Origin of the sequence: Nocardioides sp. Leaf285, from assembly GCF_001422955.1 — a bacterium.
GTDB classification, from domain to species: domain Bacteria; phylum Actinomycetota; class Actinomycetes; order Propionibacteriales; family Nocardioidaceae; genus Nocardioides; species Nocardioides kribbensis.
The window spans coordinates 169,216-195,308 of the sequence record NZ_LMNH01000002.1; the positions used below are offsets into that span (position 1 = coordinate 169,216).

Consider the following 26,093-nt stretch of genomic DNA (forward strand, 5'->3'; position numbering starts at 1 on the left):
CCGGGCCCCGCGCGTGAGCGGGCGCGACCGCGGCGCCCGGCTGCGGCTCTTCGTCGCGCTCGTGCCGCCACCGGAGGCGCTGGAGCACCTCGACGCGTTCCTCGAGCCGCGCCGCGCGGCGGCACCCTTCCGCTGGAGCGCCGCCGAGCAGGTGCACCTCACGCTCGCCTTCTGCCCGGCCGCGCCCGAGCGCGTGCTCGACGACCTGGTCGAGGCGCTGGCGCTCGCAGCGGCCCGCCGTACGCCGCTCCGCGCGCGGGTCGCCGGCGGCGGCGCCTTCCCCGATCCGCTGACGGCGCGCGTGCTGTGGGCGGGCCTCGACCTCGACGACGACGCGCGTGCCGAGCTCGACCGGCTCGCCGCCGGGGTGCGGGGCGCGGCCTCGCACGTCGGCGCCGCGCCCGAGGGCCAGCGCTTCCGACCCCACCTGACCGTGGGCCGCCTCGGCGCGCCCGCCGGGGTGCTCGACTGGGTCCGGCTGCTCGACACCTACGCCGGCCCGGCGTGGACCGCCGACGAGGTCGCGCTGCTGTCGTCCCACCTCGGGGAGGGCCCGCGCGGGCGACCGCGCCACGAGGTGCTCGCGACACTGCCGCTGGGCGGCTGAGGCCGGTCCGACCACGCCCGCCGGTGCGGCGCGGGGGGCGCGCAAGGGGTGCCGGCGGGGCTACGTTGCCCGGGTGAGGATCGCCGTGGCCCGCGAGACCCGACCCGGGGAGACCCGGGTCGCGCTGGTGCCCGAGCTCGTGGGCGCGCTCACCGCGCTGGGCTACGACGTGGTGGTCGAGCCGGGCGCGGGCCTGGGCGCGCTGGCCGAGGACGCCGACTACGAGGCGGCCGGCGCCACGGTTGAGGACCGTGCCGTGGAGGACGCCGACGTGGTGGTCTCGGTGCAACCGCTGGAGCGCGCCACCGCGCGACGCCTGGCCAGCGGCTCGACCACGGTGTCGTTCCTGCCCGCGGCCCAGGAGCTCGACCTGGTCGCCGACCTGCGCGACCTGCGGATCAGCAGCTTCGCGATGGAGCTGGTGCCGCGGATCTCACGGGCCCAGTCGATGGACGCCCTGAGCTCGCAGTCGCTGGTCGCGGGCTACCGCTGCGCCGTGGTCGCCGCCGGGCTGCTGCGGCGCTTCCTGCCGCTGAACATGACCGCCGCCGGCACGGTCGAGCCCGCCCAGGTCGTCGTGCTCGGCGCGGGCGTGGCCGGGCTGCAGGCCATCGCCACCGCCAAGCGGCTCGGCGCGGTCGTGCGGGCCTACGACGTGCGTCCCTCCTCCGCGGAGGAGATCGCCTCGATGGGCGCCCGCGCCATCGACCTCGACCTCCCGCCGCTCGAGGGCAGCGGCGGCTACGCGCGCGAGATGGACGAGGAGCGGGCGCGGCTGCAGCGCGAGCTCCTGGCGCCCCACGTCGCCGCCGCCGACGCGCTCATCACGACCGCCGCCGTGCCCGGCCGCACCGCCCCGCTGCTGGTGACCCGCGCGATGGTCGAGGCCATGGCGCCCGGCTCCGTGGTCGTCGACCTGGCCGCCGACTCCGGCGGCAACGTCGAGGGCTCGGTGCCCGGCGAGCTGGTGCGCGTCGGCGCCGCCCAGGTCTGGGGCGGGCGCAACGTGCCGGCCCAAATGCCCCAGCCGGCCTCGCGCCTCTACGCCCAGAACGTCGTCAACCTGGTGGCCCTGATGACCCGCCCGGCCACCGCCGACGCGCCCGCGGCCCTCGCCCCCGACCTCGCCGACGAGGTGCTCGACGCCGCCTGCGTCACCCACGACGGCGTGGTGCGCCACGGTCCCACCCGCGCCCTGCTCGAGGGCCCGTCCGACGGCCCACCCGTCGGCCCGTCCACCGCAGGAGCACCGTGACCGACGACCCGATCGTGTGGCTGACCGTCTTCGTGCTCAGCGTCTTCGTCGGCATCGAGGTCGTCGGCAAGGTCTCCTCGACCCTGCACACCCCGCTGATGTCGGGCGCCAACGCCATCCACGGCGTCATCCTGCTGGGCGCGGTGCTCGTCACCGGCACCGCCGAGAGCACCCTGGGCCTCGTCGTGGGCCTGGTCGCGGTGGTGCTGGCCACCGTCAACATGGTCGGCGGCTTCGTGGTCACCGACCGCATGCTGCAGATGTTCGTGCGCCGCCGTCCCGGTCCCGGGTCGCAGGCGCCGGACGCCCCCCGGCGCGGGGGCCGGGCGTGAGCACCGCGGCCGAGCTGGTCTACCTGCTCTGCGCGGTCGGCTTCATCCTCGCCCTCAAGGGTCTCTCGGGGCCGCGCACGGCGCGCGCCGGCAACCTGGTCGGCGCCGCGGCGGCCGTGGTGGCCGTGGCGGTGCCCTTCGTCGACTCCGGGGTGCCCGGCGGCCTCGACCACGTGCCGCTCATCCTGGCCGCGGTCGCGCTCGGCTCCGTGGTGGGCGTGGTCGGGGCCCGGCGGGTGCAGATGACCCAGATGCCGCAGATGGTGGCCCTCTTCAACGGCGTCGGCGGCGGCGCTGCCGCCCTGGTGGCACTGCTGGAGCTCGACCACCAGGCCGCCCTGGCGGCCACCGCCCCCGGGTCGACGGGGTGGTTCGACGTCGCCGCCACCGTCTTCACCGTCGTGGTCGGCTCGGTCTCGCTGGCCGGCTCCGTGGTCACCTTCGCCAAGCTCCAGGAGCTGATGACCTCCCGCCCCGTGCTCTTCCGCGGCCTCCCGGTGGTCTTCGCGGTCGGGCTGGTCGCCGCCGTGGTGCTCGCCGTGCTGTGCGTGCTCGACCCCTCGGTCGGCCTCGGGATCGGCCTGGGCGTGCTCGGGCTCGCGCTCGGCGTGCTGCTGGTGCTGCCGGTCGGCGGGGCCGACGTACCGATCGTGATCTCGCTGCTCAACGCCTTCACCGGGCTGAGCGTCGCCGCCGGCGGCTACGTGCTGGCCAACACCACCCTGCTGGTGGCCGGCACCCTCGTCGGGGCCTCCGGCACCTTCCTCACCCTGCTCATGGCCCGCGCGATGGGCCGCTCCACCGCCCACGTGCTCTTCGGCGCCCTGCGCGGCGGCTCCACCCTCGGCGCGGGCGAGGCCTCCGACCGGCCCGTGCGCAGCGCCGGGCCCGCCGACGTCGCGATCCTGCTGGCCTACGCCGAGCGCGTTATCGTCGTGCCCGGCTACGGCCTCGCCGTCGCGCAGGCCCAGCACACCCTGCGCGAGCTCGTCGACGTGCTCGGCGCGCGCGGCACCCGCGTCGACTACGCCATCCACCCCGTCGCGGGGCGCATGCCGGGCCACATGAACGTGCTGCTCGCCGAGGCCCAGGTGCCCTACGAGCAGCTGGTCGAGATGGACGACATCAACGCCGACTTCCGCGAGACCGACGTCGTGCTCGTCGTCGGCGCCAACGACGTGGTCAACCCCGCCGCCCGCACCACCCCGTCGGCGCCGATCTACGGCATGCCGATCCTCGACGTCGACCAGGCCCGCCAGGTCGTCTTCCTCAAGCGCTCGATGCGCCCCGGCTTCGCCGGCATCGAGAACGACCTGCTCCACGAGCCCACGACCACGCTGCTCTTCGGCGACGCCAAGGACTCCCTCACCAGGCTGCTCGCCGCCCTCAAGGCGCTCTGAGCGCTCCCACATCGCGAGACGTGGTGTGCGGTCGGGGAAGAGACCGCGCGGTCCACCTGTTGAAGCACATATGACCAACACACCGGAGAAGATCGTCTACACCGCCCGCGCCTCCGTCACCGGCGGCCGCCAGGGCCGCGCCACCTCCGAGGACGGCGTGCTCGACCTCTCGCTGACCGCCCCCAAGGAGACCGGCGGGCCCGGCACCGGCACCAACCCCGAGCAGCTCTTCGCCGTCGGCTACGGCGCCTGCTTCCAGGGCGCGCTGACCATGGTCGCCAAGGCCCACGGCGTCGACGCCTCGGGCTCGCAGCTCGAGATCGCCGTCGGCTTCGGCCCCGAGGGCGACTCCTTCGCCATCACCGCCGACATCGAGGTGACCATCCCCGGCGTCGACGACGCCAAGGCCCAGGAGCTCGTCGAGGCCGCCCACCAGGTGTGCCCCTACTCCAAGGCCACCCGCGGCAACGTGCCCGTCACCGTCGTCGGCAGGGGCGCCTGACCCTCGCCACCGGATCCACTCCCGCCCTCGGGCGGGACCTCGCACGAGCCGTCGCCCTCCGGGGTGGCGGCTCGTGCCGTCTCCCGGTGGTGGCCGGCGGTGCCGGTTGGCGGGCGGTGCCGGCTGACGGGTGGCGCCCGGTGGCGCCGTCAGCCGTGCGCCGCCCCGGGCGCTCGGCTCAGTGGGCCACGCCGTACAGCCGGTCGCCGGCGTCGCCGAGCCCGGGCACGATGTAGCCGTTCTCGTCGAGGCGCTCGTCCATCGCAGCGGTGACGACGGTGACCGGCACGCCGATGTCCTCGAGCTCCTGCTCCAGGCGCGCGCAGCCCTCGGGGGCGGCCAGCAGGCAGATCGCGGTGATGTGGTCGGCGCCGCGGTCGGTGAGGAAGCGGATGGCCGAGGCGAGCGTGCCGCCAGTGGCCAGCATCGGGTCGAGCACATAGCACTGGCGCCCCGAGAGGTCCTCGGGCAGGCGCTCGGCGTAGGTGGAGGCCTCGAGGGTCTCCTCGTTGCGCACCATGCCCAGGAAGCCGACCTCGGCCGTCGGCAGCAGCCGCATCATGCCGTCGAGCATGCCGAGACCGGCGCGCAGGATCGGCACCACGAGCGGCTTGGGGGAGGCCAGGCGCACCCCGGTGGCGGCCGAGACGGGCGTGCGGATCTCGACGGTCGCGACGCGCACGTCGCGGGTGGCCTCGTAGGCCAGCAGCGTCACCAGCTCGTCGGCCAGGGCGCGGAAGGTCGGGGAGTCGGTGCGCTCGTCACGCAGCGTGGTGAGCTTGTGGGTGACGAGCGGGTGGTCCACGACGTGGGTGCGCATGCGCGAAACCCTAGGGCACGCCGACGGCGCCGGCTCAGCCGTCGGTCAAGCCCGTCGCGCAGGGGTGGCCCCGGCCACCCCGGTCTGTCACGCTGGGGTCGGGCCACCTCCGGCGACCCGCACCACTCCAGCCACCACCCGGTCATCCCTCGGGCACCACCCGGGCGCCGACCGGGGCCACGGACGCAGCGGACGGGAGAGCACCGTGAGCGAGCAGATCGACGCGGTCGACTTCGCGGTGGCGGCCTACCGCGAGCAGGGCCGCTGGAGCGTCCAGGAGATCACCCACCACCACCTCGACGACGTCGAGACCCTGGCCGAGGCGCTGCGCCGCCTGCCCGGCGAGGGTGGCGCGATCGGCATGGTGGCCGTCGACGAGGACTGGTTCCTGCTGCTCCGGGTCGCTGGCACGTCGGTGCGCCTGCTGCTCTCCGACGTCACCGCCGCCGACGACTGGGACCTCGCCGACTCCGCGCTGGAGCACCTCGGCCTGCCCGACCTCGGCGACGACGACGAGCAGGTGCCGGCCGGCGACCTCGGCCTGCTCGCCGACCTCGGCATGCACGAGCTCGACCTGGGGGTGCTGCTCGACGACGTCGACCTCTACCCCGACGAGATCCTCTCCGACGTCGCCCGTCGCCTCGGCTTCGGCGAGCTCTTCGACGACGTCGTCGGCATGGTCGACGTCTGACCCACCCCGGAGTACGCCGCCCGCGCCCGCGCCGCACTCTCCTCGTGCCGCCCCGCGCCCGCGCTGCCCGGTGCCCGCGCCGCCCCGAGCACGAGCCGCCCCGGGAACGAGACGGTGCGCGACGCCCACGCGTCCGCGCCTGGTCGGGCGACCCGGCATGATGCCGCCATGACCTCCTCGCCGGCCGCCCTCGCCGCGTGGGAGCCCGCCATGCGCGAGGCCCTGGCCGAGGCCCGGGCCGCGCTGGGCACCGGCGACGTGCCGATCGGCGCGGTGGTCGTCGACGGTGACGGCGCCGTCCTGGGGCGGGGCCGCAACGTGCGCGAGGCCGAGGCCGACCCGACCGGCCACGCCGAGGTGGTCGCGCTGCGCGAGGCCGCCCGCGCCCGCGGGGAGTGGCGCCTCGACGGCTGCACCCTCGTGGTCACCCTCGAGCCGTGCACGATGTGCGCCGGCGCCGCCGTGCTCAGCCGGGTCGATCGCGTCGTGCTCGGCGCCTGGGACGACAAGGCCGGCGCCGTCGGCAGCCTCTGGGACGTCGTGCGCGACCGCCGGCTCAACCACCGGCCCGAGGTCGTCGCCGGCGTGCTCGCCCCCGACTCCGCCGCCCTGCTCGAGGACTTCTTCCGCGCTCACCGCGCCTGACCCCCGCGCCCGACCGCGGCGCCTCACAGGCGCGTCTCCGGCCTGTCCCGCCCGCCCCACCCGTCACACCGGTCGGCCCAACCCCGCACCTGTCGGCCCACGCACGGGCCGACCAGTGCGGGTTTCGCCAGCCGGCTGGTGAAACCCGCGCCGCGGCGTACCCGTCCCGACGTCGCTCCTGGTGGCGACCGCTGCCTCCGGCCTCGGCGCCGTCCCGCCAGCCCCGCCCGTCACACCGGTCGGCCCACCCCCGCACCTGTCGGCCCACGCACGGGCCGACCAGTGCGGGTTTCGCCAGCCGGCTGGTGAAACCCGCAGACGGCCCCACCTACCCCGTCGTCGAGGCCCGGGCGACCAGCTCGGGGGTGAAGAGCACCTGGCGGTGGGTGTGGGTCTCGTCGGTGGCCTCGGCGAGGACGAGGGCGGCGGCGGTGCGACCGAGCTCCTGGCGGGGCTGACGCACGGAGGTGAGGGGCACGGCGGCCGCGGCGGCAAACTCGATGTCGTCGTAGCCGACGATGGCGAGCTGCTCGGGCACCCGGGTGCCCGAGCCGATGGCCTGCTGCAGCAGGCCGAGGGCGAGCAGGTCGTTGGCGCAGAAGGCGGCGGTGGGGCGACGGCGGGCGGGGAGCCCGGCGAGGCGCTGGCCGGCCTCGCGCCCCTCGCGCACGTCGAGGGCGGCGGTGGTGACGACGAGCAGGTCGTCCTCGGGGCGGCCGGCGTCGGCCCAGGCACGCCGCGCGCCGGCGAGCCGCTCGCGCACCTGTCCGAGGGTGGCGGGCCCGCCGATGAAGGCGATCCGCTCGTGGCCGAGGTCGAGCAGGTGCTCGACGGCGATGCGGCCGCCGAGCTCGTCGTCGACGGAGACCGAGCACAGCGAGGCGTCGGGGCGGGTGCGGTCGACGATGACCACGGGGGTCCCGCGGCGCACGAGGTCGTCGAGCGTGGCGGAGTGGGGGTCGACGGGCGTGACCAGCACGCCCTGCACCCGCTGCTGCTCCAGCAGCGTGAGGTGGGCGGCCTCGCGGTCGGCGCGGTTGGCGCTGTTGCACAGCACCACGGTGAGGTCGACGTCCTCGGCGGCGACCTCGATGCCCTGGGCCACGTCGGTGAAGAAGGGGTTGCCGGCGTCGAGCATGACGTAGGCCAGCGTCCGACTGGTGCCGGCGCGCAGCTGGCGTGCCGACTCGTTGCGCACGAAGCCGAGCTCGCGCATGGCGTCCTGCACGCGGGCGCGGGTGGCGGGGCTGACCCGGTCGGGGCGGTTGAGCACGTTGCTGACCGTGCCGAGGGAGACCCCGGCCGCCGCGGCGACGTCCTTGACCGAGGCGCTGCGCGCAGCGTCGCTCACACCACCACCCCTGCCTGCTCCTGCGGGTGGTCTGGACCCGCTGCTTGAAACGATCTAGGGCAGCCTAGTGCGCCGATGATCCTGTGTCCCGTGTCCGCTGACCGGTCTTTTCCCCCGAATTGCGGTAGAGCGCTTGACGGCTGTGACAGCAGTCACCTACGGTCTGGACACCGGATTGAAACCTTTCAAAACAGATGGTCCGGACGACGGAAGTGAGGAAACCATGGCCGCAGCGGCACCCGCCGATGCCACCCTGGTGCTGCGCGACGTGGCCAAGTCCTTCGGGGCCGTGGCGGCGTTGCGCTCGGGGAGCCTGGCCGTGAGCCCGGGCTCGATCCACGCCCTCGTGGGGGAGAACGGCGCCGGCAAGTCGACGCTGGTCAAGATCGTCGCCGGTGTGCACCGCCGCGACTCCGGCGTCTTCGAGCTGCGCGGCGAGGCCGTCGACTTCGGCTCCACCGCCGAGTCCAAGTCGGCCGGCGTCGCGGTGATCTACCAGGAGCCGACGCTCTTCCCCGACCTCTCGGTCACCGAGAACATATTCATGGGCCGCCAGCCCCTCGGTCGCGGTCGCCGCATCGACCGGGCGCGCATGCACGCCGAGGCCGAGGCCATCTTCGCCCGCCTCGGCGTCGGCCTCGACCCGCGCCGCCTGGCCCGCGGGCTGTCGATCGCCGACCAGCAGATCATCGAGATCGCCAAGGCCATCTCCCTCGACGCCCACGTGCTGATCATGGACGAGCCGACCGCCGCGCTCAGCGGCGTCGAGGTCGACCGCCTCTTCGCGGTGGCCCGCAGCCTGCGCGACGAGGGTCGGGCCCTGGTCTTCATCTCCCACCGCTTCGAGGAGGTCTTCGACCTCTGCGACACCGTCACCGTCATGCGCGACGGTGAGTACGTCGGCACGCGCGCCATCGCCGAGACCACCGTCGACCAGGTGGTCGCCCTCATGGTCGGCCGCGAGGTCACCGACCTCTTCCCCAAGACGCCCGCGCCGATCGGCGACGTGGTGCTCGACGTGCAGGGGCTGACGACGCCCGGGGTCTTCCACGACGTCACCTTCCAGGTGCGCGCCGGCGAGATCGTCGGGCTCGCGGGCCTGGTGGGCGCCGGGCGCAGCGAGATCGCCCGCGCCGTCTTCGGTGTCGACGCCTACTCCGCCGGCAGCGTCAGCCTCCACGGCGCGCCGGTCCCGCCGCGCAAGCCTCGCGCGGCGATCCGCGCCGGCATGGCCTTCATCCCCGAGGACCGCCGCAAGCAGGGCCTGGTCACCGACGCCTCGGTGGCGCGCAACGTCGCCGGCGTCATCCGCCGCGGCCTGTCCCACGCCGGCCTGCTCACCGCCCGCGACGAGAACAGGGCGGCGGGCCCGTGGGCCGGTCGCCTCGAGGTGAAGACCAGCGCGCTCGACATGAAGGCCTCCACCATGAGCGGGGGCAACCAGCAGAAGGTCGTCATCGCCAAGTGGCTGGCCACCGAGCCCACGCTGCTCATCATCGACGAGCCGACCCGCGGCATCGACGTCGGCACCAAGGCCGAGGTCCACCGGCTGCTCTCCGACCTGGCCGGTCAGGGCCTGGCCATCCTCATGATCTCCTCCGAGCTGCCCGAGGTGCTCGGCATGGCCGACCGGGTGCTCGTCGTCTGCGAGGGCCGGCTCACCGCCGACCTCGACCGTGACGCCGCGACGCCCGAGACCGTCATGCACGCCGCCACCCACCGCGAGGGCCACCTCGCCGGCGGTGCCTCCACCGACCCCGACGCCGCCGGCGCGAGCGGACCCGACACCCACCTCAAGGAGGTCTCCGCGTGAGCGCCACCCTGGTCGAGCCCAGCTCGGTCCCGCCCGCCCGGCGCCTGCTCGGCACCCTGCTGCGCTCGCGGGAGATGGCGGTGCTGACCGTCCTGCTCCTGCTCGTCGCGCTGACCACCGCGTCGAGCAGCTCGTTCCTCTTCAGCAGCGGGGGCTGGCGCGACCTGCTGCTGACGCCCTCGATCCTGCTGGTCCTGGCCGTCGGCCAGACGGCGGTCATCGTCACCCGCAACGTCGATCTCTCGGTCGGGTCGACCCTGGGGCTCACCGCCTACCTCGTGGGCAAGGTCTTCCTCGCCTACCCCGGCATCCCGGTGGTCCTGGTCTTCGTGATCGGGCTGGCCTTCGGGGCCGCCCTGGGCCTAGTCAACGGCGTGCTGGTCGCCTTCGGCAAGGTGCCCGCCCTGGTGATCACGCTCGGCACGCTCTACATCTACCGCGGCATCTTCCTGACCTGGGCCGGCAGCGACCGCATCAACGCCTCCGACCTCCCCTCGGGCTTCCTCGCCCTCGGCACCCGTCAGGTGCTGTCGATCCCCGTGCTCATCCTCATCGCCGCGGTCGCCCTGGTCGTGGTGGGCTACTACCTCCACACCGCCCGCGGCGGCCGCGAGCTCTACGCCATCGGCTCCGACCCTGACGCCGCGACGCTCTACGGCCTCAAGGTCAACCGGCGCGTGCTGGCGGCGTTCGTGCTGTGCGGCGCCCTCGCCGGCCTCGCCGGGGTCTTCTACGCCGCCCGCTACGGCTCCATCAGCTCCGGGGCGGGGCGCGACATCGAGCTCCAGGCGGTCGGCGCGGCCGTGATCGGAGGGGTCGCCATCTTCGGTGGCAGCGGCACGGTCTGGGGCGCCGCCATCGGCGCCTTCCTGCTCGTGACCATCAACCGCGCCCTGCCCGTGCTCGGCATCTCCGACTTCTGGCAGCGCGCCGTGGTCGGCGCCCTGATCCTGCTGGCGATCGTGCTCGACCGCGTGCTCCTGCTCCGCCAGGAGCGACGCCTGGTCGCCGCGCGCGACGAGGCGCCGCCGGGCGGCCCCGGACCAGGCCCGGGATCGAGCCCCGGCCCCCACGACCCCAGCGACCGGACGCAGGTGACGGCATGAGCACGACGACGACCCCGGGCGGTCCGGCGCTGAGCGAGCGGGAGACCCGCACCTACCGCGCCTACTCCCGACCGCTGTGGATGCGCGCCCTGCTGACCCGCGAGTTCGCGGTGATCTTCCTGCTCGTCGCGGTCTTCCTCTACGCCCGCGGCAGCATCGAGTTCTTCGACGGCCCGCTGACGCTGTACTACCTCTTCCTCGAGACCGCCCCGATCCTGCTCATCGCGCTGCCGATGACGATGGTGGTCATCACCGGCGAGATCGACCTCTCGGTGGCCAGCGTGGTGGGGCTCAGCTCGGTGCTCGTCGGCATCCTGCACGTCGACGCCGGGCTCTCCCTCCCGGTCGCCGGGGCGATCGCGATCGCGGTCGGCGTGGTGTGCGGTGCCTTCAACGGCTTCCTGGTCGCCTACGTCGGCCTGCCGTCGCTGGCCGTCACCATCGGCACGCTGGCGCTCTACCGCGGCATCGCGGTGGGCCTGCTCGGCACCGAGGCCAAGACCGACTTCCCGGAGAGGTGGACCGACCTGGCCCGCGAGCGCATCAGCGAGGGGGCGTCGTACCCGCTCGTGCTCGTGCCCATCGCCGTGCTGGCCGTGCTCTTCGTGCTGGTGCTGCACTTCACCCCCTTCGGGCGCGGCGTCTTCGAGATCGGGCTCAACGACGAGGCGGCGCACTTCACCGGGGTCGACGTGGCCCGCACGAAGTTCGTCACCTTCGTGCTGGCGGGCGCCATCTCCGCCTTCGCCGGCATCTACTTCACGCTCTACTACGGCAGCGCCCGCGGCGACAACGCCACCGGCATGGAGCTGCAGGTCATCGCGGCCGTGCTCCTCGGCGGCGTGTCGATCTTCGGCGGCAAGGGCGCGCTGCACGGCGTGCTGGCCGGCGTGCTCCTCATCGGCGTCATCAACTCCGCGATGCGCCTCGAGGGCTACACGGTCAACGTGATCAACATCGTGATCGGAGTGCTCCTGGTGCTCTCGGTCATCTCCTCCAGCCTTCTCTCCTGGGTCTCGGCTCTGACCTCAGGGAGGAACACCGGCCTGCTCCGCAGGCGGTCGGCAGCTACCGGCAAGCGGTCACTGCCCGAGAACACCCACGAAAGGGACGCACGATGACGCACAACCTTCGGCGCACGACCACGATCGCCGCGATGGCGCTGGTGGCCGGTCTGGGCCTGACCGCTTGCGGCAGCGACGACAGCTCCTCGTCCTCCGGCGGCGGTGGCGGCGACGCCACCTCGGTCACCTTCCTGCCCAAGAACCTGGGCAACCCCTACTTCGACACCAGCGACGCCGGCGGCGAGAAGGCCGTCGACGAGTTCGGCGGCACCTTCGAGGAGGTCGGGCCCGACACCGCGACGCCCGACGCGCAGGTGCCCTTCATCAACACCGCCGCCCAGCAGGGCGTCAACGCGCTGGTCATCTCGGCCAACGACCCGACCGCCATCTGCGACGCCCTCGACGAGGCCAGCAGCGCCGGCACCAAGATCGTCACCTTCGACTCCGACACCGACGCCGAGTGCCGCGACCTCTACATCAGCCAGGCCGACGCCGAGGGCATCGCGAAGGCCCAGGTCGACCTCATCGCCGAGCAGATCGGCGACGAGGGCGAGATCGCCATCCTCTCCGCGGCCGCCAACGCCACGAACCAGAACGAGTGGATCGACCTCATGGAGGCCGACCTCGAGGAGAACCACCCCGACATCGAGCTCGTCGACACCGTCTACGGCGACGACGACGACCAGACCTCCTTCGACAAGACCGCCGCGCTCCTGCAGTCGCACCCCGACCTCAAGGGCATCGTCTCGCCGACCACCGTCGGCATCGCGGCCGCCGCCCGCTACATCTCCACCTCGGAGTACAAGGGCGAGGTCGCCGTCACCGGTCTCGGCACCCCGAACCAGATGCGCGAGTACGTCAAGGACGGCACCGTCACCGCCTTCGCGCTGTGGAACCCCGAGGACCTCGGCTACCTGGCCGCCTACGCCGCGAAGGCCCTCGCCGACGGCGACATCGACGGCGCGGAGGGCGACACCTTCGAGGCCGGCGACCTCGGGGAGTACACCGTCGGCGCCGACGGCGTCGTGCTCCTCGGCGAGCCCTTCGTCTTCGACGAGTCGAACATCGACGACTTCGACTTCTGAGTCGGCCCCGGTCGACACGACCGATCCGTCCGGCCGGCCCACCTACCCGGGCCGGCCGGACCCCGGCACCACCCGTCACCAGACCACCACCCGACTCGGAGGGCCCGTGCAGCGCGTCTGCTTCCAGCTCCAGGTCCGTCCCGACCGCATCGACGAGTACCGCCGCCGCCACGCCGCGGTGTGGCCCGAGATGTGCCGGGCGCTGCACGAGACCGGCTGGCACAACTACTCGCTGTTCCTGCGCGAGGACGGACTGCTGATCGGATACCTCGAGACCCCCGACCTCGCCGCCGCGCAGGCCGGCATGGCCGCCACCGAGGTCAACGCCCGCTGGCAGGCCGAGATGGGCGAGCTCTTCGTCGACCTCGAGGGTCTCGCCCCCGACGAGGGCTTCCTCGTCCTGGAGGAGGTCTTCCACCTCGAGGACCAGCTCCCGGACCAGCTCCCGGACCAGCTCCAGGGCCAGCCGCCCGCCACCGCCACCGCCCGCACCCCGGGCCCCACCCCCACCACCACGCCGCACACTCCCGAAGGCAGCTGAACCATGACCGACACCACGCCGCGCTTCGCCGGCATCGCGCACCAGCTCGACGGCCAGGCCATCGAGCTCCCGTCCTGGGCCTTCGGCAACTCCGGCACCCGCTTCAAGGTCTTCGGCACGCCGGGCACCCCGCGCTCGATCCAGGAGAAGGTCTCCGACGCGGCGACCGTGCACCGCTTCACCGGGCTCGCGCCCTCGGTGGCCCTGCACATCCCGTGGGACCTCACCGACGACTGGGCCGCGCTGCGCGCCCACGCCGAGGAGCAGGGCGTGGCCCTGGGCACGATCAACTCCAACACCTTCCAGGACGACGACTACAAGTTCGGCGCCCTGACCCACACCGACGCCAAGGTCCGCCAGAAGGCGATCGACCACCACTTCGAGTGCATCGACGTCATGCACGCCACCGGGTCCCGCGACCTCAAGATCTGGCTCGCCGAGGGCAGCAACTACCCCGGCCAGGCCGACCTGCGCGGGCGTCAGGACCGCCTCGCGGAGTCGCTCGCCGCGATCTACGACCGGATCGGCGAGGAGCAGCGGCTGGTGCTGGAGTACAAGTTCTTCGAGCCGGCGTTCTACCACACCGACGTGCCCGACTGGGGCACCTCCTACGCCCAGGTCAGCGCCCTGGGCGAGCGGGCCGTGGTCTGCCTCGACACCGGCCACCACGCTCCGGGCACCAACATCGAGTTCATCGTCATGCAGCTGCTGCGGCTGGGCAAGCTCGGATCCTTCGACTTCAACAGCCGCTTCTACGCCGACGACGACCTCATCGTCGGCTCGGCCGACCCCTTCCAGCTCTTCCGGATCCTCTTCGAGGTCATCCGCGGCGGCGGCTACGGCCCCGCCAACGCCGACGGCCGCAGCGACGTCGCCTTCATGCTCGACCAGTGCCACAACGTCGAGGACAAGATCCCCGGCCAGATCCGCTCGGTGCTCAACGTCCAGGAGATGACGGCCCGCGCGCTGTTCGTCGACCGCGCCGCGCTCGCCGCGGCCCAGGAGGCCGGAGACGTGCTCGGCGCCCACGAGGTCTTCATGGACGCCTACAGCACCGACGTGCGCCCCGACCTCGCCGCCTGGCGCGAGGAGCGCGGCCTGCCCGCGCACCCGATGAAGGCCTACGCCGCCTCCGGCCACCAGCAGCAGATCGAGGCCGCCCGCGTCGGCGGCGCCCAGCTGTCCTGGACCTGAGCCGCACCCGACCCGCCCTCCCGCCGTACTCCACGTCGAACCCCACGTCGAACCCCACCGAGGACTGACACCACCATGACCCACCCCGCGGCAGCCGACCTGATCGCCCGCTCCAACCGCCTGGGCTCCGACCCCAAGAACACCAACTACGCCGGCGGCAACACCTCCGCCAAGGGCACCGAGACCGACCCCGTCACCGGCCAGCCCGTCGAGCTGGTCTGGGTCAAGGGCTCCGGCGGCGACCTCGGCACCCTCACCGAGCAGGGCCTGGCCGTGCTCCGCCTCGACCGGATGCGCGCGCTGGTCGACGTCTACCCCGGCCTCGAGCGCGAGGACGAGATGGTCGCGGCCTTCGACTACTGCCTGCACGGCAAGGGTGGCGCCGCGCCGTCGATCGACACCGCCATGCACGGCCTGGTCGACGCCCCCCACGTCGACCACCTCCACCCCGACTCCGGCATCGCCGTCGCCACCGCGGCCGACGGTCAGGAGCTCACCTCGACGATCTTCGGCGACAAGGTGGTGTGGGTGCCGTGGCGCCGCCCCGGCTTCCAGCTCGGCCTCGACATCGCCGAGATCAAGGAGAAGAACCCCCAGGCCATCGGCTGCATCCTCGGCGGCCACGGCATCACCGCGTGGGGCGAGACCAGCGACGAGGCCGAGCGGGCCTCGCTGTGGATCATCGACACGGCCGCGGCCTACATCGCCGAGCACAGCCGGCCCGAGCCGTTCGGCCCGCCGCTGGCCGGCTACGCCCCGCTGCCGCAGGCCGAGCGCCGCGCCAAGGCCGCCGCCCTCGGCGCCACCATCCGTGGCATCGCCTCGCAGGACCGGCCCATGGTGGGCCACTTCACCGACACCGGCGAGGTCCTCGACTTCCTCGCCTCCTCCGAGCACCCCCGCCTCGGCGCGCTGGGCACCTCCTGCCCCGACCACTTCCTGCGCACCAAGGTCAAGCCGCTCGTGCTCGACCTGCCCTCCGACGCGCCCGTCGAGGACTGCGTGGCGCGGCTCAAGGAGCTCGCGGTGGCCTACCGCGAGGACTACCAGGCCTACTACGACCGTCACGCCACCCCGGAGTCGCCCGCCATCCGCGGCGCCGACCCGCTCATCGTGCTCGTGCCGGGCGTCGGCATGTTCAGCTTCGGCAAGGACAAGCAGACCGCCCGCGTGGCCGGGGAGTTCTACGTCAACGCCATCAACGTGATGCGCGGTGCCGAGGGCCTGTCGACCTACGCCCCGATCGATGAGGCGGAGAAGTTCCGCATCGAGTACTGGGCACTGGAGGAGGCCAAGCTCCAGCGGATGCCGAAGCCCAAGCCGCTGGCCACCCGCGTCGCCCTGGTCACCGGCGCCGCAGGCGGCATCGGCAAGGCCACCGCGAAGAAGCTCGCCGCCGAGGGCGCCTGCGTCGTCATCGCCGACCTGAGCCTGGAGAAGGCGCAGGCCGCCGCGGCCGAGATCGGCGGCTCCGACGTCGCCGTCGGTGTGGCCGCCGACGTCTCCGACGAGGACGCCGTGCAGGCCATGGTCGACGCGGCCGTGCTCGCCTTCGGCGGTGTCGACCTCGTCGTCAACAACGCCGGGCTCTCGCTGTCGAAGTCGCTCATGGACACCACCGCCGCCGACTGGGACCTGCAGCACAACGTGATGGCCAAGGGGTCCTTCCTGGTCTCGAAGGCGACCGCCAAGGTGATGGTCGAGCAGGAGATGGGCGGCGACATCGTCTACATCTCCTCCAAGAACTCCGTCTTCGCCGGCCCCAACAACATCGCCTACTCCGCGACCAAGGCCGACCAGGCCCACCAGGTGCGGCTGCTGGCCGCCGAGCTCGGCGCCCACGGCATCAAGGTCAACGGCGTCAACCCCGACGGCGTCGTGCAGGGCTCGGGCATCTTCGCCAGCGGCTGGGGCGCCAACCGCGCCGCGGTCTACGGCGTGGAGGAAAACGACCTCGGCAAGTTCTACGCCCAGCGCACCATCCTCAGGCGCGAGGTGCTGCCGGAGAACATCGCCAACGCCGTCTTCGTGCTCTGCGGGCCCGACATGACCCACACGACCGGCCTGCACGTGCCGGTCGACGCGGGCGTGGCCGCGGCGTTCCTGCGGTGAGCCCGGGCACCCCGGCGACCCCGGTGGCCGCCCCCGGCGCGCCGCTGCGGGTCGCCGCCGTCGACCTCGGCGCCACCAGCGGCCGGGTCATGGCCGCCACCGTCGCGCCGGGCCACCTCGCGCTGAGCGAGGTGCACCGCTTCGCCAACGGCGCGGTGCCCGTGCGCGGCTCGCTGTACTGGGACGTCGTGGGCATCCACCGCGAGGTGCTCGCCGGACTGCGCGCGGTGGCCCGCTCGGGCCCGCTGCACGGCATCGGGATCGACTCCTGGGCCGTCGACTACGGCCTGCTCGACCGCGACGGCGCGCTGCTGGGCAACGTGCACAGCCACCGCGACCGCCGCACCGACGGCGTGGCCGCCGAGGTGCTGCGCACCGTGCCCGCCGAGGAGCTCTACGCCGTCACCGGGCTCCAGCAGCTGCCCTTCAACACGATCTACCAGCTCGTCGCCGCCCGCGGCACCGCGGCGCTGGAGTCGGCCGAGACCCTGCTGCTGCTGCCCGACCTGCTGGCCTACTGGCTCACCGGGGAGGTCGGGGCCGAGCGCACCAACGCCTCCACCACCCAGCTCTACGACGTGAGCGCCCGCGAGTGGTCCACCGACCTGGCGCGCCGTGTCGGCGTGCCGTGGGCGATCCTGCCGCCGCTGCGCGACGCCGGCGACCGGATCGGCTGGGTCAGCCCCGACGTGGCCGCCGGGCTCGACCTCGCCCAGGACGTGCCGGTCATCGCCGTCGGCTCCCACGACACCGCCTCCGCGGTGGTCGGGGTGCCGGCCGGCGAGGAGGAGTTCGGCTACATCTCCTCGGGCACGTGGTCGCTGGTCGGGCTCGAGCTGGAGAAGCCCGTGCTGAGCGAGGCGGCGCGGGTCGCCGACTTCACCAACGAGGGCGGCGTCGACGGCACCGTGCGGTTCCTGAAGAACGTCATGGGCCTGTGGGTGCTCTCGGAGTGCGTGCGGTCCTGGACCGAGCAGGGCCTCGCCGGCACCGACCTGCCGACCCTGCTGGCCGGGGCGGGGGAGGCCCCCGCGCTGCGCACCGTGGTCGACATCAACGACCCCGCCCTGCTCGCGCCGAGCACCGCGCTCGATCCGATGCCCGACCGGGTCGTGGCGCTGGCCGCGCGGGCGGGGGAGCCGGTGCCCGAGCACCGGATGGCGCTGGTGCGTTGCGTGCTCGACTCGCTCGCCCTGGCCTACCGTCGCCACCTGCGCACCGCCGCCGACCTGGCCGGGCGCCGCCTCGAGGTCGTGCACGTCGTGGGCGGCGGGTCGCAGAACGCGCTGCTGTGCCAGCTCACCGCCGACGCCTGCGGACTGCCCGTGCTCGCCGGGCCGGCCGAGGCGGCCGCCCTCGGCAACGTGCTGGTGCAGGCCCGCACCCTGGGCGCCGACCTGCCCGACCTGGCGGCGATGCGCGCACTCGTGCGCGCCACCCACGGGCTGCGCCGCCACGAGCCCCGCGGGGGCCACGACTGGGACGCCGCCGAGGCGCGCCTGCCCCGCGGCTCCTGACCCGCCCCCGTGCCGACCGCCGCCGACCGGCGTACGGTCGCGGAGGGAGCACGGCCCCGCACCCACCACTCCCTCCCCCGCAGCACCGACCCGAAGGAGACACCGTGCGCGTCGCGCTGATGGTGACCTGCGTCAACGACGCGATGTTCCCCGAGACGGGGCAGGCGGTGGTGCGGCTGCTGCGGCGCCTCGGCGTCGACGTCGACTTCCCGGCGGCGCAGACGTGCTGTGCGCAGCCGATGGTCAACACCGGGTACCTGGACGAGGCGGTGCCGGTGGTGCGGACGTTCGTGGACGCCTTCGCGGGCTACGACGCGATCGTGACGCCGTCGGGCTCGTGCGCGGGCTCGGCGCGTCACCAGCACGGCATCGTGGCACGGCGCAGCGGCGACCGCTCGCTGGAGCGGGCGGTGGAGGCGACCTCGCCGAAGGTCCACGAGCTCTCGGAGTTCCTGGTCGACGTGCTGGGGGTGAGCGACGTGGGGGCCTACTTCCCGCACCGCGTGACCTACCACCCGACCTGCCACTCGCTGCGGATGCTGGGCGTGGGCGACCGCCCGCGCCGGCTGCTGGAGGCGGTGCGGGGGATCCGCCTGGTCGACCTGCCGGGCGCGGAGGAGTGCTGCGGCTTCGGGGGCACCTTCGCGGTCAAGAACGCCGACACCTCGGTGGCGATGGGCTCCGACAAGGCCCGCCACGTGCGCGAGACCGGCGCGGAGGTGATGGTGGCCGGCGACAACTCCTGCCTGATGCACGTCGGCGGCCTGCTCTCGCGCGAGCGCTCGGGGGTGCGGGTGATGCACCTGGCCGAGGTGCTGGCCTCCACCGAGGAGGGCGCCGTACTGGCCGCTCCTGCCGAGGCCACCCCGGTCCAGGCCCCGATGCCGACCTCCAGCCCGAGCGGAGACGTCGCATGAGCCGCACGTTCGTGGGCATGCCGCCCTTCCCGACCGCCGCGCGCGAGGCGCTCGGCGACACCCAGCTGCGCCACAACCTGGCCCACGCCACGGCCACGATCCGCGCCAAGCGGGCCAAGGTCGTCGCCGAGGTCGAGGACTGGGAGGAGCTGCGCCTGGCCGGCGCCGCCGTCAAGGAGCGCGCCCTGCGCTCCCTCGACACCCACCTGGTGCAGCTCGAGGCGACCCTGACCGCGGCCGGTGCGACGGTGCACTGGGCCCGCGACGCCGCCGAGGCCTGCGCGATCGTCGCGCAGGTCGCGAGGAGCCACGGGGTCGAGGAGGTCGTGAAGGTCAAGTCGATGGCGACCGCCGAGATCGACCTCAACACCGCCCTGGCCGCCGAGGGGATCGCGGCCTGGGAGACCGACCTGGCCGAGCTGATCGTGCAGCTCGGGGACGACCTGCCCAGCCACATCCTGGTGCCCGCGATCCACCGCAACCGCGCCGAGGTCCGCGAGATCTTCCGCGACCACATGGGCCAGGCCGGCCGCCCCGCGCCCGAGGGCCTCACCGATGTGCCGGCCGAGCTGGCCGGTGCGGCGCGGCTGCACCTGCGCGAGAAGTTCCTGCGGGCCAAGGTCGGCGTCTCCGGCGCCAACTTCGCCGTTGCCGAGACCGGGACCCTGGTCGTGGTGGAGTCCGAGGGCAACGGCCGGATGTGCCTGACCCTGCCCGAGGTGCTCGTCTCGGTCGTGGGCATCGAGAAGGTCGTGCCGACCTGGGCCGAGCTCGACCCGCTGCTGCGGCTGCTGCCGCGCTCCTCGACCGGGGAGCGGATGAACCCCTACACCTCCACCTGGAGCGGCGTCACCCCCGGCGACGGCCCCCAGGAGGTCCACGTCGTGCTGCTCGACAACGGGCGCACCAACGCCCTGGCCGACGAGGTCGGGCGCCAGGCGCTGCGCTGCATCCGCTGCTCGGCCTGCCTCAACGTCTGCCCCGTCTACGAGCGCACCGGCGGTCACTCCTACGGCTCGGTCTACCCCGGCCCGATCGGGGCGATCCTCAACCCGCTGATGAAGGGCACCGGCCCCGAGGGCCCCGGCGGTGCCGCGGGCGCCCAGACCGACTCGCTGCCCTACGCCTCCTCGCTTTGCGGAGCCTGCTTCGAGGTCTGCCCGGTGCGCATCGACATCCCCGAGGTGCTGGTCCACCTGCGCTCCAAGGTCGTCGACGGCCACCGCGGCGACCGTGTGCCCAAGGCCGAGGCCGTGGCCATGAAGGCCGCCGCCTGGGCCTTCACCGACGCACGCCGCCTCGGCCTGGTCGAGAAGGCCTCCGGTCTCACCGGCAAGGTCCTCACCCGCCTGTCGCGTACGTCGCTGCCCGGAGGCCGTGCCACCGCCGGCCGCCTCCCCGGGCCCGGCGCCGCCTGGACCGGCGCCCGCGACCTGCCCGCCCCGCCCGCCGAGTCGTTCCGCGCCTGGTGGCAGCGCACCGACGGCGGACGCACCCCCACCGGACCCGCCCCGACTGGACCCGTCGGACAGCCCTCGGCCGGACAGGCCCCGACCGGTGCGACACAGCCCGGTCCGACACAGTCCGGTCCGACACAGGCAGGCCCCACGCAGACAGGCCCCACGCAGACAGGACTGGCCGATGACTGACCGCGCCCCGACCTCGGCACGCGAGGAGATCCTCGCCCGGGTGCGCGCCGCGCTGGGCGACGTCGTGCCCGAGGCCGCAGACGCCTCGCCGGTGGTGCCGCCGCGCGCGACCCCGGCGACCCACGAGGGTGCCCACGCCGCGCTGGTGGACCTCTTCGACGAACGCGTCGCCGACTACCGCGCGGTGGTCGAGCGCTGCGCCGCCGCCGAGCTGGAGGAGCGCATCGCCGCCGCACTGCCGGCGCAGGGCCGGGTGGTCGTGCCCGCCGGGCTCGACGTACACGTGCCACGCGCCGTGGTCGACGACCCCTCGCCCGCCGCCTCGGACACCGCTGGGGAGGCCGGCGTGCTCAGTGCCGCCGAGCTCGACGCCTGCGTGGCCGTGGTCACCGCCGCCCGCGTCGGCGTCGCCGAGACCGGCACCATCGTGCTCGACCACACCCCCGACCAAGGCCGCCGCGCGATCACCCTCGTGCCCGACCTCCACGTCTGCATCGTGCGCGCCGACCAGGTCGTCGCCGACGTCCCCGACGCCGTGGAGCTCCTCGACCCCGCCCGCCCGCTCACCTGGATCAGCGGCCCCAGCGCCACCAGCGACATCGAGCTCGACCGCGTCGAGGGCGTCCACGGCCCCCGGACCCTGCACGTGCTGCTCGTGGACTGACCCCCCCGTCGGCCGCCGAGCGGCCTGCCCCACCGGCACCACCCGTCACACCGGTCGGCCCGGACCCGCACCTGTCGGCCGACGCGTGGGCCGACAGGTGCGGGTTTCACCAGCCGACCGGCGAAACCCGCGCCCGCCTCAGAGCAGCGCCAGCGAGCCGAGCAGCGCGGTGACCGCGGTGGTGGCGAGGAAGCCGACGACGAGCACACCGGCGATGGCGGCGACGCCGAGGAGCCGCCGCGAGCCCGAGGCGCCGGCGGGCAGGGTGGCCTGCTTGGCCCGCGCGAGGGCGCGACCGAGCAGGGCGAGCGCGTGGCGCGCCCAGGGGTACTCCACGGCGAGCAGCGCCAGGCCCAGCGCGATGACCACGAGCCCGGGGCCGGGCAGCACCAGCATGGCGACCCCGGTGAGCACCACGAGCGGCCCGGCGACGGTCACCGCCGCCTTGACGGCCAGCGAGCGGGCCAGGCTGCGCGCCGACCACGCCTCCATGCGGGCGAGGAGGGCGTCGGCGCGCGGGGCGAGGGTCAGGTCGGTCACAGGTGGCTCCGGGGTGCTCCGGGGGTACGGCGGCGGGCGACCAGTCTCACCGGTCCGCCTGAGCGGCGTCTGAGGAACGCCGCGCCTCGCGCCCGACCCCGACCCCGACCGACCGGCCCTGCCCGGCCCGACCCCGACCCCGACCGGGTCAGCCCGGCCCGGCCCGACCCCGACCCCGACCCCGACCGGGTCAGCCCGACCGGCCCGTCCCGGGCAGGGTCAGCCCGTGACCGCGGCGGCCACCCGCCGCGCGGCGGACGGGTCGAAGAGGATCGTGTAGTGGTTGGCCCCCGCGAGGGTCTCGACCTCCAGCGCCGGCACCTCGGCGTCGTAGGCCGCGACCGCCTCGGCCGGCAGCAGCCCGGGCGCCTCCCCGAACATCCCCAGCGGCGCGACGAGCAGCGTCGTCGGCGTGCGCAGGCCGCGCAGGGCGGCGTCGAGCCGCTCGCCCAGCACCAGCAGGTCGCGCCCGTCGGCGCGCACGGCGTCCTCGACCGCGCGCGAGCGCACCCCGGCGTCGGTGGTCAGCGCGTCGTAGCGGGCGTAGGTCTCGACGTCGTCGTTCCAGTGCGGGGCCAGCGCGGGGTGGGCGCGGAAGACGTCGACGTAGGCGTCGTCGTCGGGGAAGGTCTGGCTCAACCGGGCCAGGGCGGGGCCGAGGGTGGCCTCGAGCACGACGTCGGGGTCGGCGCCGGCCGGCACGGGCAGCGGCACGGCCCCGTCGACCAGCACCACGCGCGCGAAGGCGTCGGGGGAGTCGGCGGCCAGGAGCAGCCCGACGTAGGCGCCCATCGAGTGGCCCAGCAGCACCAGGTCGCCCGAGCCCTCCGGGTCCAGGCTCCGTACGACGGCCCGGAGGTCGGCGACGTGGCGGTCGAGACCGGTCGGGCCGGGCAGGTCGCGTGAGGCGCCCCGCCCGCGCAGGTCGACGGCCACGAGGGCCCAGTCGTCGGGCAGCGACCGCGCGACCGCCGACCACGCCCGCGAGCTGGCCGTGATGCCGTGCACGGCCAGCACCGTGCGCGCGGGGGGTGCGCCCGGGGCGCCGTACCGGAAGGTGGCGAGGGCGCCGCCCTCGACTTCGACGTCGTGGCGGTCGGGCTCGTGGTCGGGCCCGTGGCCGGTGCCAGTGTTGGCGTCGTGGCGGGGGCCGGTCTCGCTGCTCGGGGTCACGGCCCGATCATGCCGCGCGGACCCGAGCCGGGGTCGTCCCGACCGCCGTGGCGGCGGGCCCCGGGACGACGTCCGGCCGGATTCGCCCTGACCCACCCCCTCCGGTACATTCTCCCGCGGTGGCGTGTCCGAGCGGCCGAAGGTGCATCACTCGAAATGATGTGTGGGGTTAAACCCACCGTGGGTTCAAATCCCACCGCCACCGCCAATGGGTTTCGCAAGTCGTGACCCGAGAACGACGAAGCCCCGTGCGGACTGGATCTGCGTGGGGCTTTGTCGTCTCCGGTCGCCCCGCTGAGTCAAGCGGTACGCGCCTTCGACAGTCCCACCTTGTTGCCGAGAGCTTGTCGGCTGATTGTCCTGTCGTAGTGAGCCGCGAGGACGAAGTTCCCAAGCGGAGCCTGCGGGTGGTGTTCCCTACGCCGTCACTCGTGCCAGAAGCCGCGTCGCGACGTTTTAACTGGCTCTCTGCGACGCTGCAGGTTCGACCTGATGTCGTCGACCGATCCGGCGAGGCAGCGATGCGGGGTGCTCGAAAGTGTCAGCCCTCTCGGACATGATGCGTTTCAGCACCCACCCTGGAACTCGACAGAACGGCCTTTCATGAATCGCATAGCTCTCGTAATTTCCGCCGCGGCCCTGGCTCTCGCCGCAGGTTGCGGCGGCGCGCCTGCTATCGATGACCCGATATCCCCTGAGTCAGATGCATCGTCAGAGTCCGTCAGTGCCTCACCTTCTGCGACCGGTTCGCCGGAGCCGGCGTACAACGTACTGTCGGAAAGCGCCCTCACAGCGGCGCTCTTGACCATTCAGGATCTCCCTGTCGGCTACAGCCAAGACCCGCCCAGTGAGCCGGGGAACAAGACCTTCTGCGACTACCAGGCCCCGGAGGAGGACGCCTTCGTCTTTCATGAGTTCACCAAGGGTGGCGGCGTGTCCGGGCAGATCCTGCGCACGGGTCTTCGTCAGTACGAGACCCCTGATCGGGCCCGCGCAGCGTTCGAGGCCCTCACTACAGCGCTCGACGCCTGCGAATCCGAGACGTTCCAGGGAACCCGACTGGTGTACGCCGCCATGTCAGCGCCCAGGGTCGGTGAAGATTCGGTCGGGGTTCGCATTGATGCCGAGGGCACTGTCCTGTTGCAGAACTACGCCCTTGTCGGCCCCACCATTGTCGTTACGGCTGGCGGTGGTCTTCTGTCATCTGACGCCGACGTGATAGCCGGACTCTTCGAAACCCAAGTGAAGGACTACCAGGCCGCAGCCACCGAGTAGGAACCCACAAGAATGAGTACCTGCTTCAGGGCAGCAAGCCCCGCAAACCCGGAGTCAGGTTCAGAATGACCACTGTGGGTTTGCTGCGGACTGGGCCACCCAAAATCCAGCGAAGGCACAAGCCGCCCTTTCCCCTGGGGTCGCGTGGCGTAGCCGCCATCCTGGGGTCGGCCCAAACCCTGCGACGGCGTCTGCGGCTGGTCGCGGGCGGCAGGCCCGCCGGGCAGGGCGTCAGCAGCGTGCGGCGACGGCCCGGCGCGGCAGGCGGTCGCGGCTGAGGGTCTCCTCGCCGGTGGTGATCGGGAAGCCGCGCTGCCAGTCGGAGATCAGCCCGGTGTGGTCCATCTCCTGCGCGCCGTCGCCGACCAGCGAGAGGCGCAGGGTGAGCGGCACGCCCGGCACGACCTCCTCACCGGTCACCGTGCCGACCGGGACACCGTTGACGAACCAGGTGACGTGGTCGCGGCCGACCTCGACCGCGACGGCGTAGGCGAAGCGCGTCGGGGTGTCGGGGCCGGTGACCCGGCCCGACCAGCGGTGCTGCGCCGACTGGGCGCCGAAGCGCACGACCCGGGAGTGGGGCGAGATCCGCGCCAGCCTGATCGTGCCCGCGCCGCAGTCCTGGTCGCCCACCGCGGCGGGCACCAGCTCGGCGAGCACGTCGTAGGGGTGGCCGGTGCGCTCGGCGGCGTCGCGCACGCGCATGCGGGCCTCCCAGCGTCCGTAGGTCATGGCGTTGCCGCGCAGGGTCGCGCGGGTGGTGCCGAAGTCGCCCGGGCCGGCCGTGGCGAGGCGCTTGCTGTCGATGGCCAGGCCACCGTTGACCTTGCTCACCCGACCCGCGCCCTCGGAGTGGTCGACCCACCCACCGGCCAGGCGGGTGCCGCGCGCCGGCAGGCTGGTCAGCGACTGGCCGAACTCCCAGGCGAAGTCGAAGAGCGCAGGGAACCACCGCAGGCGCTGGCCCGCCGTCGCCCCCGGCGCGGCCTGGAGGGCCCGGCCGGCGGTGGCGGCCCTGGTCGGCGCAGCCGCAGCGGCTCCGACGTACGACGGGCGGGGCGAGGTCGTCGTCGGGTGGTCGCGGTCCCAGGCCTGTTGGGCCTGCTCGCCGACGAGCACGTAGAGGGGGAAGGACTGGGTCCAGCCGATCCGGTGGCCGCCGGTGCGGTGGTCCTCGGCGCGGACCCGGAAGACGACGACGCCGGCGTCGGCCTCCAGGTCGGTGAAGCGCGTGGCGCCGTCGGCGGGCACCGTCGTGGTGGCCAGGGTGTCCCAGGTGTCAGCGTCGACGCGGCGCTGGAGGGTGAGGGTGCGGCCCTCGAAGACCGGCAGGCCGCGGGAGGTCGACCCGCGCAGCTCGTCGGGCGTGGTGTCGACGGCGATCGCGAAGGGGCGACCGGCCTCGACCCGGCCGGGCGGGTTGGCCGCGTCGGCGCGTGTGCCGGCGACGCGGATGGTGAGGTCCTGGGTCTTGGCGAGGAACGTCAGCGGGGCGGAGACCGCGGAGCCGCCCCTGACCCGGTAGTGGATGTTCATCATGCTCGGCGCCTCGTGCACGAAGGAGAAGCTCCCGTCGAGGGCGCTCGTGCCGACCACGCCGGGCTCGGTGACCCACGCATCGCCCGGTCGGCCCATGTGGTGCTCCAGCACCAGCGCCCGCGGACCGGCGACCCCGAGGCTGCCGGTCCAGGTGACGGCCTGGCCACCGACGTAGCTGGTCGGTGACACCGCCAGCGCGGACGGCGCGGGAGGCAGCGACGCCGTCGCGGTGCCGGTGGCCGCGCTCAGGGCACCCGTCAGGAGGCTCAGCACGCCGAGGAGCACGACGGCCAGCGCCCGT

At 73.7% G+C, this 26,093-nt stretch carries 23 protein-coding genes, 1 tRNA gene and 1 pseudogene; 20 read left to right on the forward strand and 5 right to left on the reverse strand.

What is annotated here, in order from left to right; genetic code table 11:
- The first annotated feature begins 13 nt into the window (after nucleotides 1-13).
- The 5 genes from thpR to ASF47_RS05995 all read left to right on the forward strand — a co-directional run bounded on the left by thpR (nucleotide 14) and on the right by ASF47_RS05995 (nucleotide 4,096).
- Complete coding sequence (gene thpR, locus ASF47_RS05975; protein WP_235558656.1) at nucleotides 14-607, forward strand: RNA 2',3'-cyclic phosphodiesterase; 594 nt, start codon at nucleotides 14-16, stop codon at nucleotides 605-607.
- 73 nt (nucleotides 608-680) lie between these two features.
- Nucleotides 681-1,862, forward strand: a complete 1,182-nt coding sequence (locus ASF47_RS05980; protein WP_056863119.1) for an NAD(P) transhydrogenase subunit alpha — start codon at nucleotides 681-683, stop codon at nucleotides 1,860-1,862.
- Complete coding sequence (locus ASF47_RS05985) at nucleotides 1,859-2,194, forward strand: NAD(P) transhydrogenase subunit alpha (protein WP_056863120.1); 336 nt, start codon at nucleotides 1,859-1,861, stop codon at nucleotides 2,192-2,194. The genes ASF47_RS05980 and ASF47_RS05985 overlap by 4 nt, the downstream gene beginning before the upstream one ends.
- Nucleotides 2,191-3,594 carry an NAD(P)(+) transhydrogenase (Re/Si-specific) subunit beta gene (locus ASF47_RS05990; protein ID WP_056863121.1) on the forward strand — a complete coding sequence of 468 codons (1,404 nt, stop codon included), beginning with the start codon at nucleotides 2,191-2,193 and terminating at the stop codon, nucleotides 3,592-3,594. Before ASF47_RS05985 ends, ASF47_RS05990 begins: the two co-directional genes overlap by 4 nt.
- A gap of 70 nt (nucleotides 3,595-3,664) precedes the next feature.
- The gene (locus ASF47_RS05995; protein ID WP_056863122.1) at nucleotides 3,665-4,096 is read left to right on the forward strand and encodes an organic hydroperoxide resistance protein; all 432 of its coding nucleotides are present in this window, start codon (nucleotides 3,665-3,667) and stop codon (nucleotides 4,094-4,096) included.
- A gap of 178 nt (nucleotides 4,097-4,274) precedes the next feature.
- On the opposite strand, the gene upp is transcribed toward ASF47_RS05995, so the two are convergent.
- Nucleotides 4,275-4,916 carry a uracil phosphoribosyltransferase gene (upp, locus tag ASF47_RS06000; protein ID WP_056863123.1) on the reverse strand — a complete coding sequence of 214 codons (642 nt, stop codon included), beginning with the start codon at nucleotides 4,914-4,916 and terminating at the stop codon, nucleotides 4,275-4,277.
- 205 nt (nucleotides 4,917-5,121) lie between these two features.
- Between upp and ASF47_RS06005 the strand changes: the two genes are divergently transcribed.
- The gene (locus ASF47_RS06005; RefSeq protein WP_056863124.1) at nucleotides 5,122-5,607 is read left to right on the forward strand and encodes a tRNA adenosine deaminase-associated protein; all 486 of its coding nucleotides are present in this window, start codon (nucleotides 5,122-5,124) and stop codon (nucleotides 5,605-5,607) included.
- A gap of 210 nt (nucleotides 5,608-5,817) precedes the next feature.
- Nucleotides 5,818-6,252 (forward strand): nucleoside deaminase, encoded by a 435-nt coding sequence (locus ASF47_RS06010; RefSeq protein WP_056863538.1) that lies wholly within the window; start codon nucleotides 5,818-5,820, stop codon nucleotides 6,250-6,252.
- A gap of 328 nt (nucleotides 6,253-6,580) precedes the next feature.
- Here the strand turns inward: ASF47_RS06010 and ASF47_RS06015 are convergent, their stop codons facing one another.
- On the reverse strand, nucleotides 6,581-7,603 hold the full coding sequence (locus ASF47_RS06015; RefSeq protein WP_056863125.1) for a LacI family DNA-binding transcriptional regulator: 1,023 nt from the start codon (nucleotides 7,601-7,603) through the stop codon (nucleotides 6,581-6,583).
- A gap of 223 nt (nucleotides 7,604-7,826) precedes the next feature.
- On the opposite strand from ASF47_RS06015, the gene ASF47_RS06020 reads away from it, so the two are divergent.
- From ASF47_RS06020 to ASF47_RS06070, 11 genes and pseudogenes are all read left to right on the forward strand, one after another.
- On the forward strand, nucleotides 7,827-9,416 hold the full coding sequence (locus ASF47_RS06020; protein WP_082500072.1) for a sugar ABC transporter ATP-binding protein: 1,590 nt from the start codon (nucleotides 7,827-7,829) through the stop codon (nucleotides 9,414-9,416).
- Nucleotides 9,413-10,522 (forward strand): ABC transporter permease, encoded by a 1,110-nt coding sequence (locus ASF47_RS06025; RefSeq protein ID WP_228941226.1) that lies wholly within the window; start codon nucleotides 9,413-9,415, stop codon nucleotides 10,520-10,522. The genes ASF47_RS06020 and ASF47_RS06025 overlap by 4 nt, the downstream gene beginning before the upstream one ends.
- On the forward strand, nucleotides 10,519-11,643 hold the full coding sequence (locus ASF47_RS06030) for an ABC transporter permease (RefSeq protein ID WP_056863126.1): 1,125 nt from the start codon (nucleotides 10,519-10,521) through the stop codon (nucleotides 11,641-11,643). Before ASF47_RS06025 ends, ASF47_RS06030 begins: the two co-directional genes overlap by 4 nt.
- Nucleotides 11,640-12,671: a rhamnose ABC transporter substrate-binding protein gene (gene rhaS, locus ASF47_RS06035; RefSeq protein ID WP_056863127.1), complete on the forward strand. Its 1,032-nt coding sequence runs from the start codon at nucleotides 11,640-11,642 to the stop codon at nucleotides 12,669-12,671. Before ASF47_RS06030 ends, rhaS begins: the two co-directional genes overlap by 4 nt.
- A 106-nt stretch (nucleotides 12,672-12,777) precedes the next feature.
- Nucleotides 12,778-13,212, forward strand: coding sequence for an L-rhamnose mutarotase (locus tag ASF47_RS22075; RefSeq protein ID WP_082500073.1), 435 nt, complete (start codon nucleotides 12,778-12,780; stop codon nucleotides 13,210-13,212).
- A 3-nt stretch (nucleotides 13,213-13,215) separates the two neighbouring features.
- Nucleotides 13,216-14,406, forward strand: a complete 1,191-nt coding sequence (rhaI, locus tag ASF47_RS06045) for an L-rhamnose isomerase (RefSeq protein ID WP_056863128.1) — start codon at nucleotides 13,216-13,218, stop codon at nucleotides 14,404-14,406.
- Nucleotides 14,407-14,481: 75 nt separating this feature from the next.
- Complete coding sequence (locus ASF47_RS06050; protein WP_056863129.1) at nucleotides 14,482-16,518, forward strand: bifunctional rhamnulose-1-phosphate aldolase/short-chain dehydrogenase; 2,037 nt, start codon at nucleotides 14,482-14,484, stop codon at nucleotides 16,516-16,518.
- Nucleotides 16,515-18,035 carry a rhamnulokinase gene (locus ASF47_RS06055; protein WP_235558658.1) on the forward strand — a complete coding sequence of 507 codons (1,521 nt, stop codon included), beginning with the start codon at nucleotides 16,515-16,517 and terminating at the stop codon, nucleotides 18,033-18,035. Before ASF47_RS06050 ends, ASF47_RS06055 begins: the two co-directional genes overlap by 4 nt.
- 104 nt (nucleotides 18,036-18,139) lie before the next feature.
- Entirely contained in the window at nucleotides 18,140-18,952 is an 813-nt protein-coding gene (locus tag ASF47_RS06060) for a (Fe-S)-binding protein (protein WP_442937558.1), read from the forward strand.
- Nucleotides 18,949-20,424 (forward strand): annotated as a pseudogene (locus ASF47_RS06065) (lactate utilization protein B); the annotation flags it as partial. The gene ASF47_RS06060 and the pseudogene ASF47_RS06065, both read left to right, overlap by 4 nt.
- Before the next feature lie 169 nt (nucleotides 20,425-20,593).
- The gene (locus ASF47_RS06070) at nucleotides 20,594-21,265 is read left to right on the forward strand and encodes a LutC/YkgG family protein (RefSeq protein ID WP_056863130.1); all 672 of its coding nucleotides are present in this window, start codon (nucleotides 20,594-20,596) and stop codon (nucleotides 21,263-21,265) included.
- Nucleotides 21,266-21,403: 138 nt separating this feature from the next.
- Here ASF47_RS06070 and ASF47_RS06075 read toward each other — a convergent pair whose 3' ends face one another.
- Nucleotides 21,404-21,805 carry a PGPGW domain-containing protein gene (locus ASF47_RS06075; RefSeq protein WP_056863131.1) on the reverse strand — a complete coding sequence of 134 codons (402 nt, stop codon included), beginning with the start codon at nucleotides 21,803-21,805 and terminating at the stop codon, nucleotides 21,404-21,406.
- A gap of 219 nt (nucleotides 21,806-22,024) precedes the next feature.
- Nucleotides 22,025-22,978: an alpha/beta fold hydrolase gene (locus tag ASF47_RS06080; RefSeq protein ID WP_082500075.1), complete on the reverse strand. Its 954-nt coding sequence runs from the start codon at nucleotides 22,976-22,978 to the stop codon at nucleotides 22,025-22,027.
- A gap of 118 nt (nucleotides 22,979-23,096) precedes the next feature.
- Between ASF47_RS06080 and ASF47_RS06085 the strand changes: the two genes are divergently transcribed.
- Together ASF47_RS06085 and ASF47_RS06090 are read left to right on the forward strand one after the other, a co-directional pair.
- Nucleotides 23,097-23,186, forward strand: a tRNA-Ser gene (locus ASF47_RS06085).
- 593 nt (nucleotides 23,187-23,779) lie between these two features.
- Complete coding sequence (locus tag ASF47_RS06090) at nucleotides 23,780-24,253, forward strand: hypothetical protein (protein ID WP_056863132.1); 474 nt, start codon at nucleotides 23,780-23,782, stop codon at nucleotides 24,251-24,253.
- Between the two features lie 231 nt (nucleotides 24,254-24,484).
- On the opposite strand, the gene ASF47_RS06095 is transcribed toward ASF47_RS06090, so the two are convergent.
- Complete coding sequence (locus tag ASF47_RS06095; protein WP_156697770.1) at nucleotides 24,485-26,065, reverse strand: hypothetical protein; 1,581 nt, start codon at nucleotides 26,063-26,065, stop codon at nucleotides 24,485-24,487.
- Between the last annotated feature and the right edge of the window lie 28 nt (nucleotides 26,066-26,093).

Bases quoted from the DNA above. Each gene is read 5' to 3' on its own strand.
- ASF47_RS05995 (WP_056863122.1), top strand. From the start codon at position 3,665: ATGACCAACACACCGGAGAAGATCGTCTACACCGCCCGCGCCTCCGTC.
- upp (WP_056863123.1), bottom strand. From the start codon at position 4,916: ATGCGCACCCACGTCGTGGACCACCCGCTCGTCACCCACAAGCTCACC.
- ASF47_RS06010 (WP_056863538.1), top strand. From the start codon at position 5,818: ATGCGCGAGGCCCTGGCCGAGGCCCGGGCCGCGCTGGGCACCGGCGAC.
- ASF47_RS06020 (WP_082500072.1), top strand. From the start codon at position 7,827: ATGGCCGCAGCGGCACCCGCCGATGCCACCCTGGTGCTGCGCGACGTG.
- ASF47_RS06030 (WP_056863126.1), top strand. From the start codon at position 10,519: ATGAGCACGACGACGACCCCGGGCGGTCCGGCGCTGAGCGAGCGGGAG.
- rhaS (WP_056863127.1), top strand. From the start codon at position 11,640: ATGACGCACAACCTTCGGCGCACGACCACGATCGCCGCGATGGCGCTG.
- rhaI (WP_056863128.1), top strand. From the start codon at position 13,216: ATGACCGACACCACGCCGCGCTTCGCCGGCATCGCGCACCAGCTCGAC.
- ASF47_RS06050 (WP_056863129.1), top strand. From the start codon at position 14,482: ATGACCCACCCCGCGGCAGCCGACCTGATCGCCCGCTCCAACCGCCTG.
- ASF47_RS06070 (WP_056863130.1), top strand. From the start codon at position 20,594: ATGACTGACCGCGCCCCGACCTCGGCACGCGAGGAGATCCTCGCCCGG.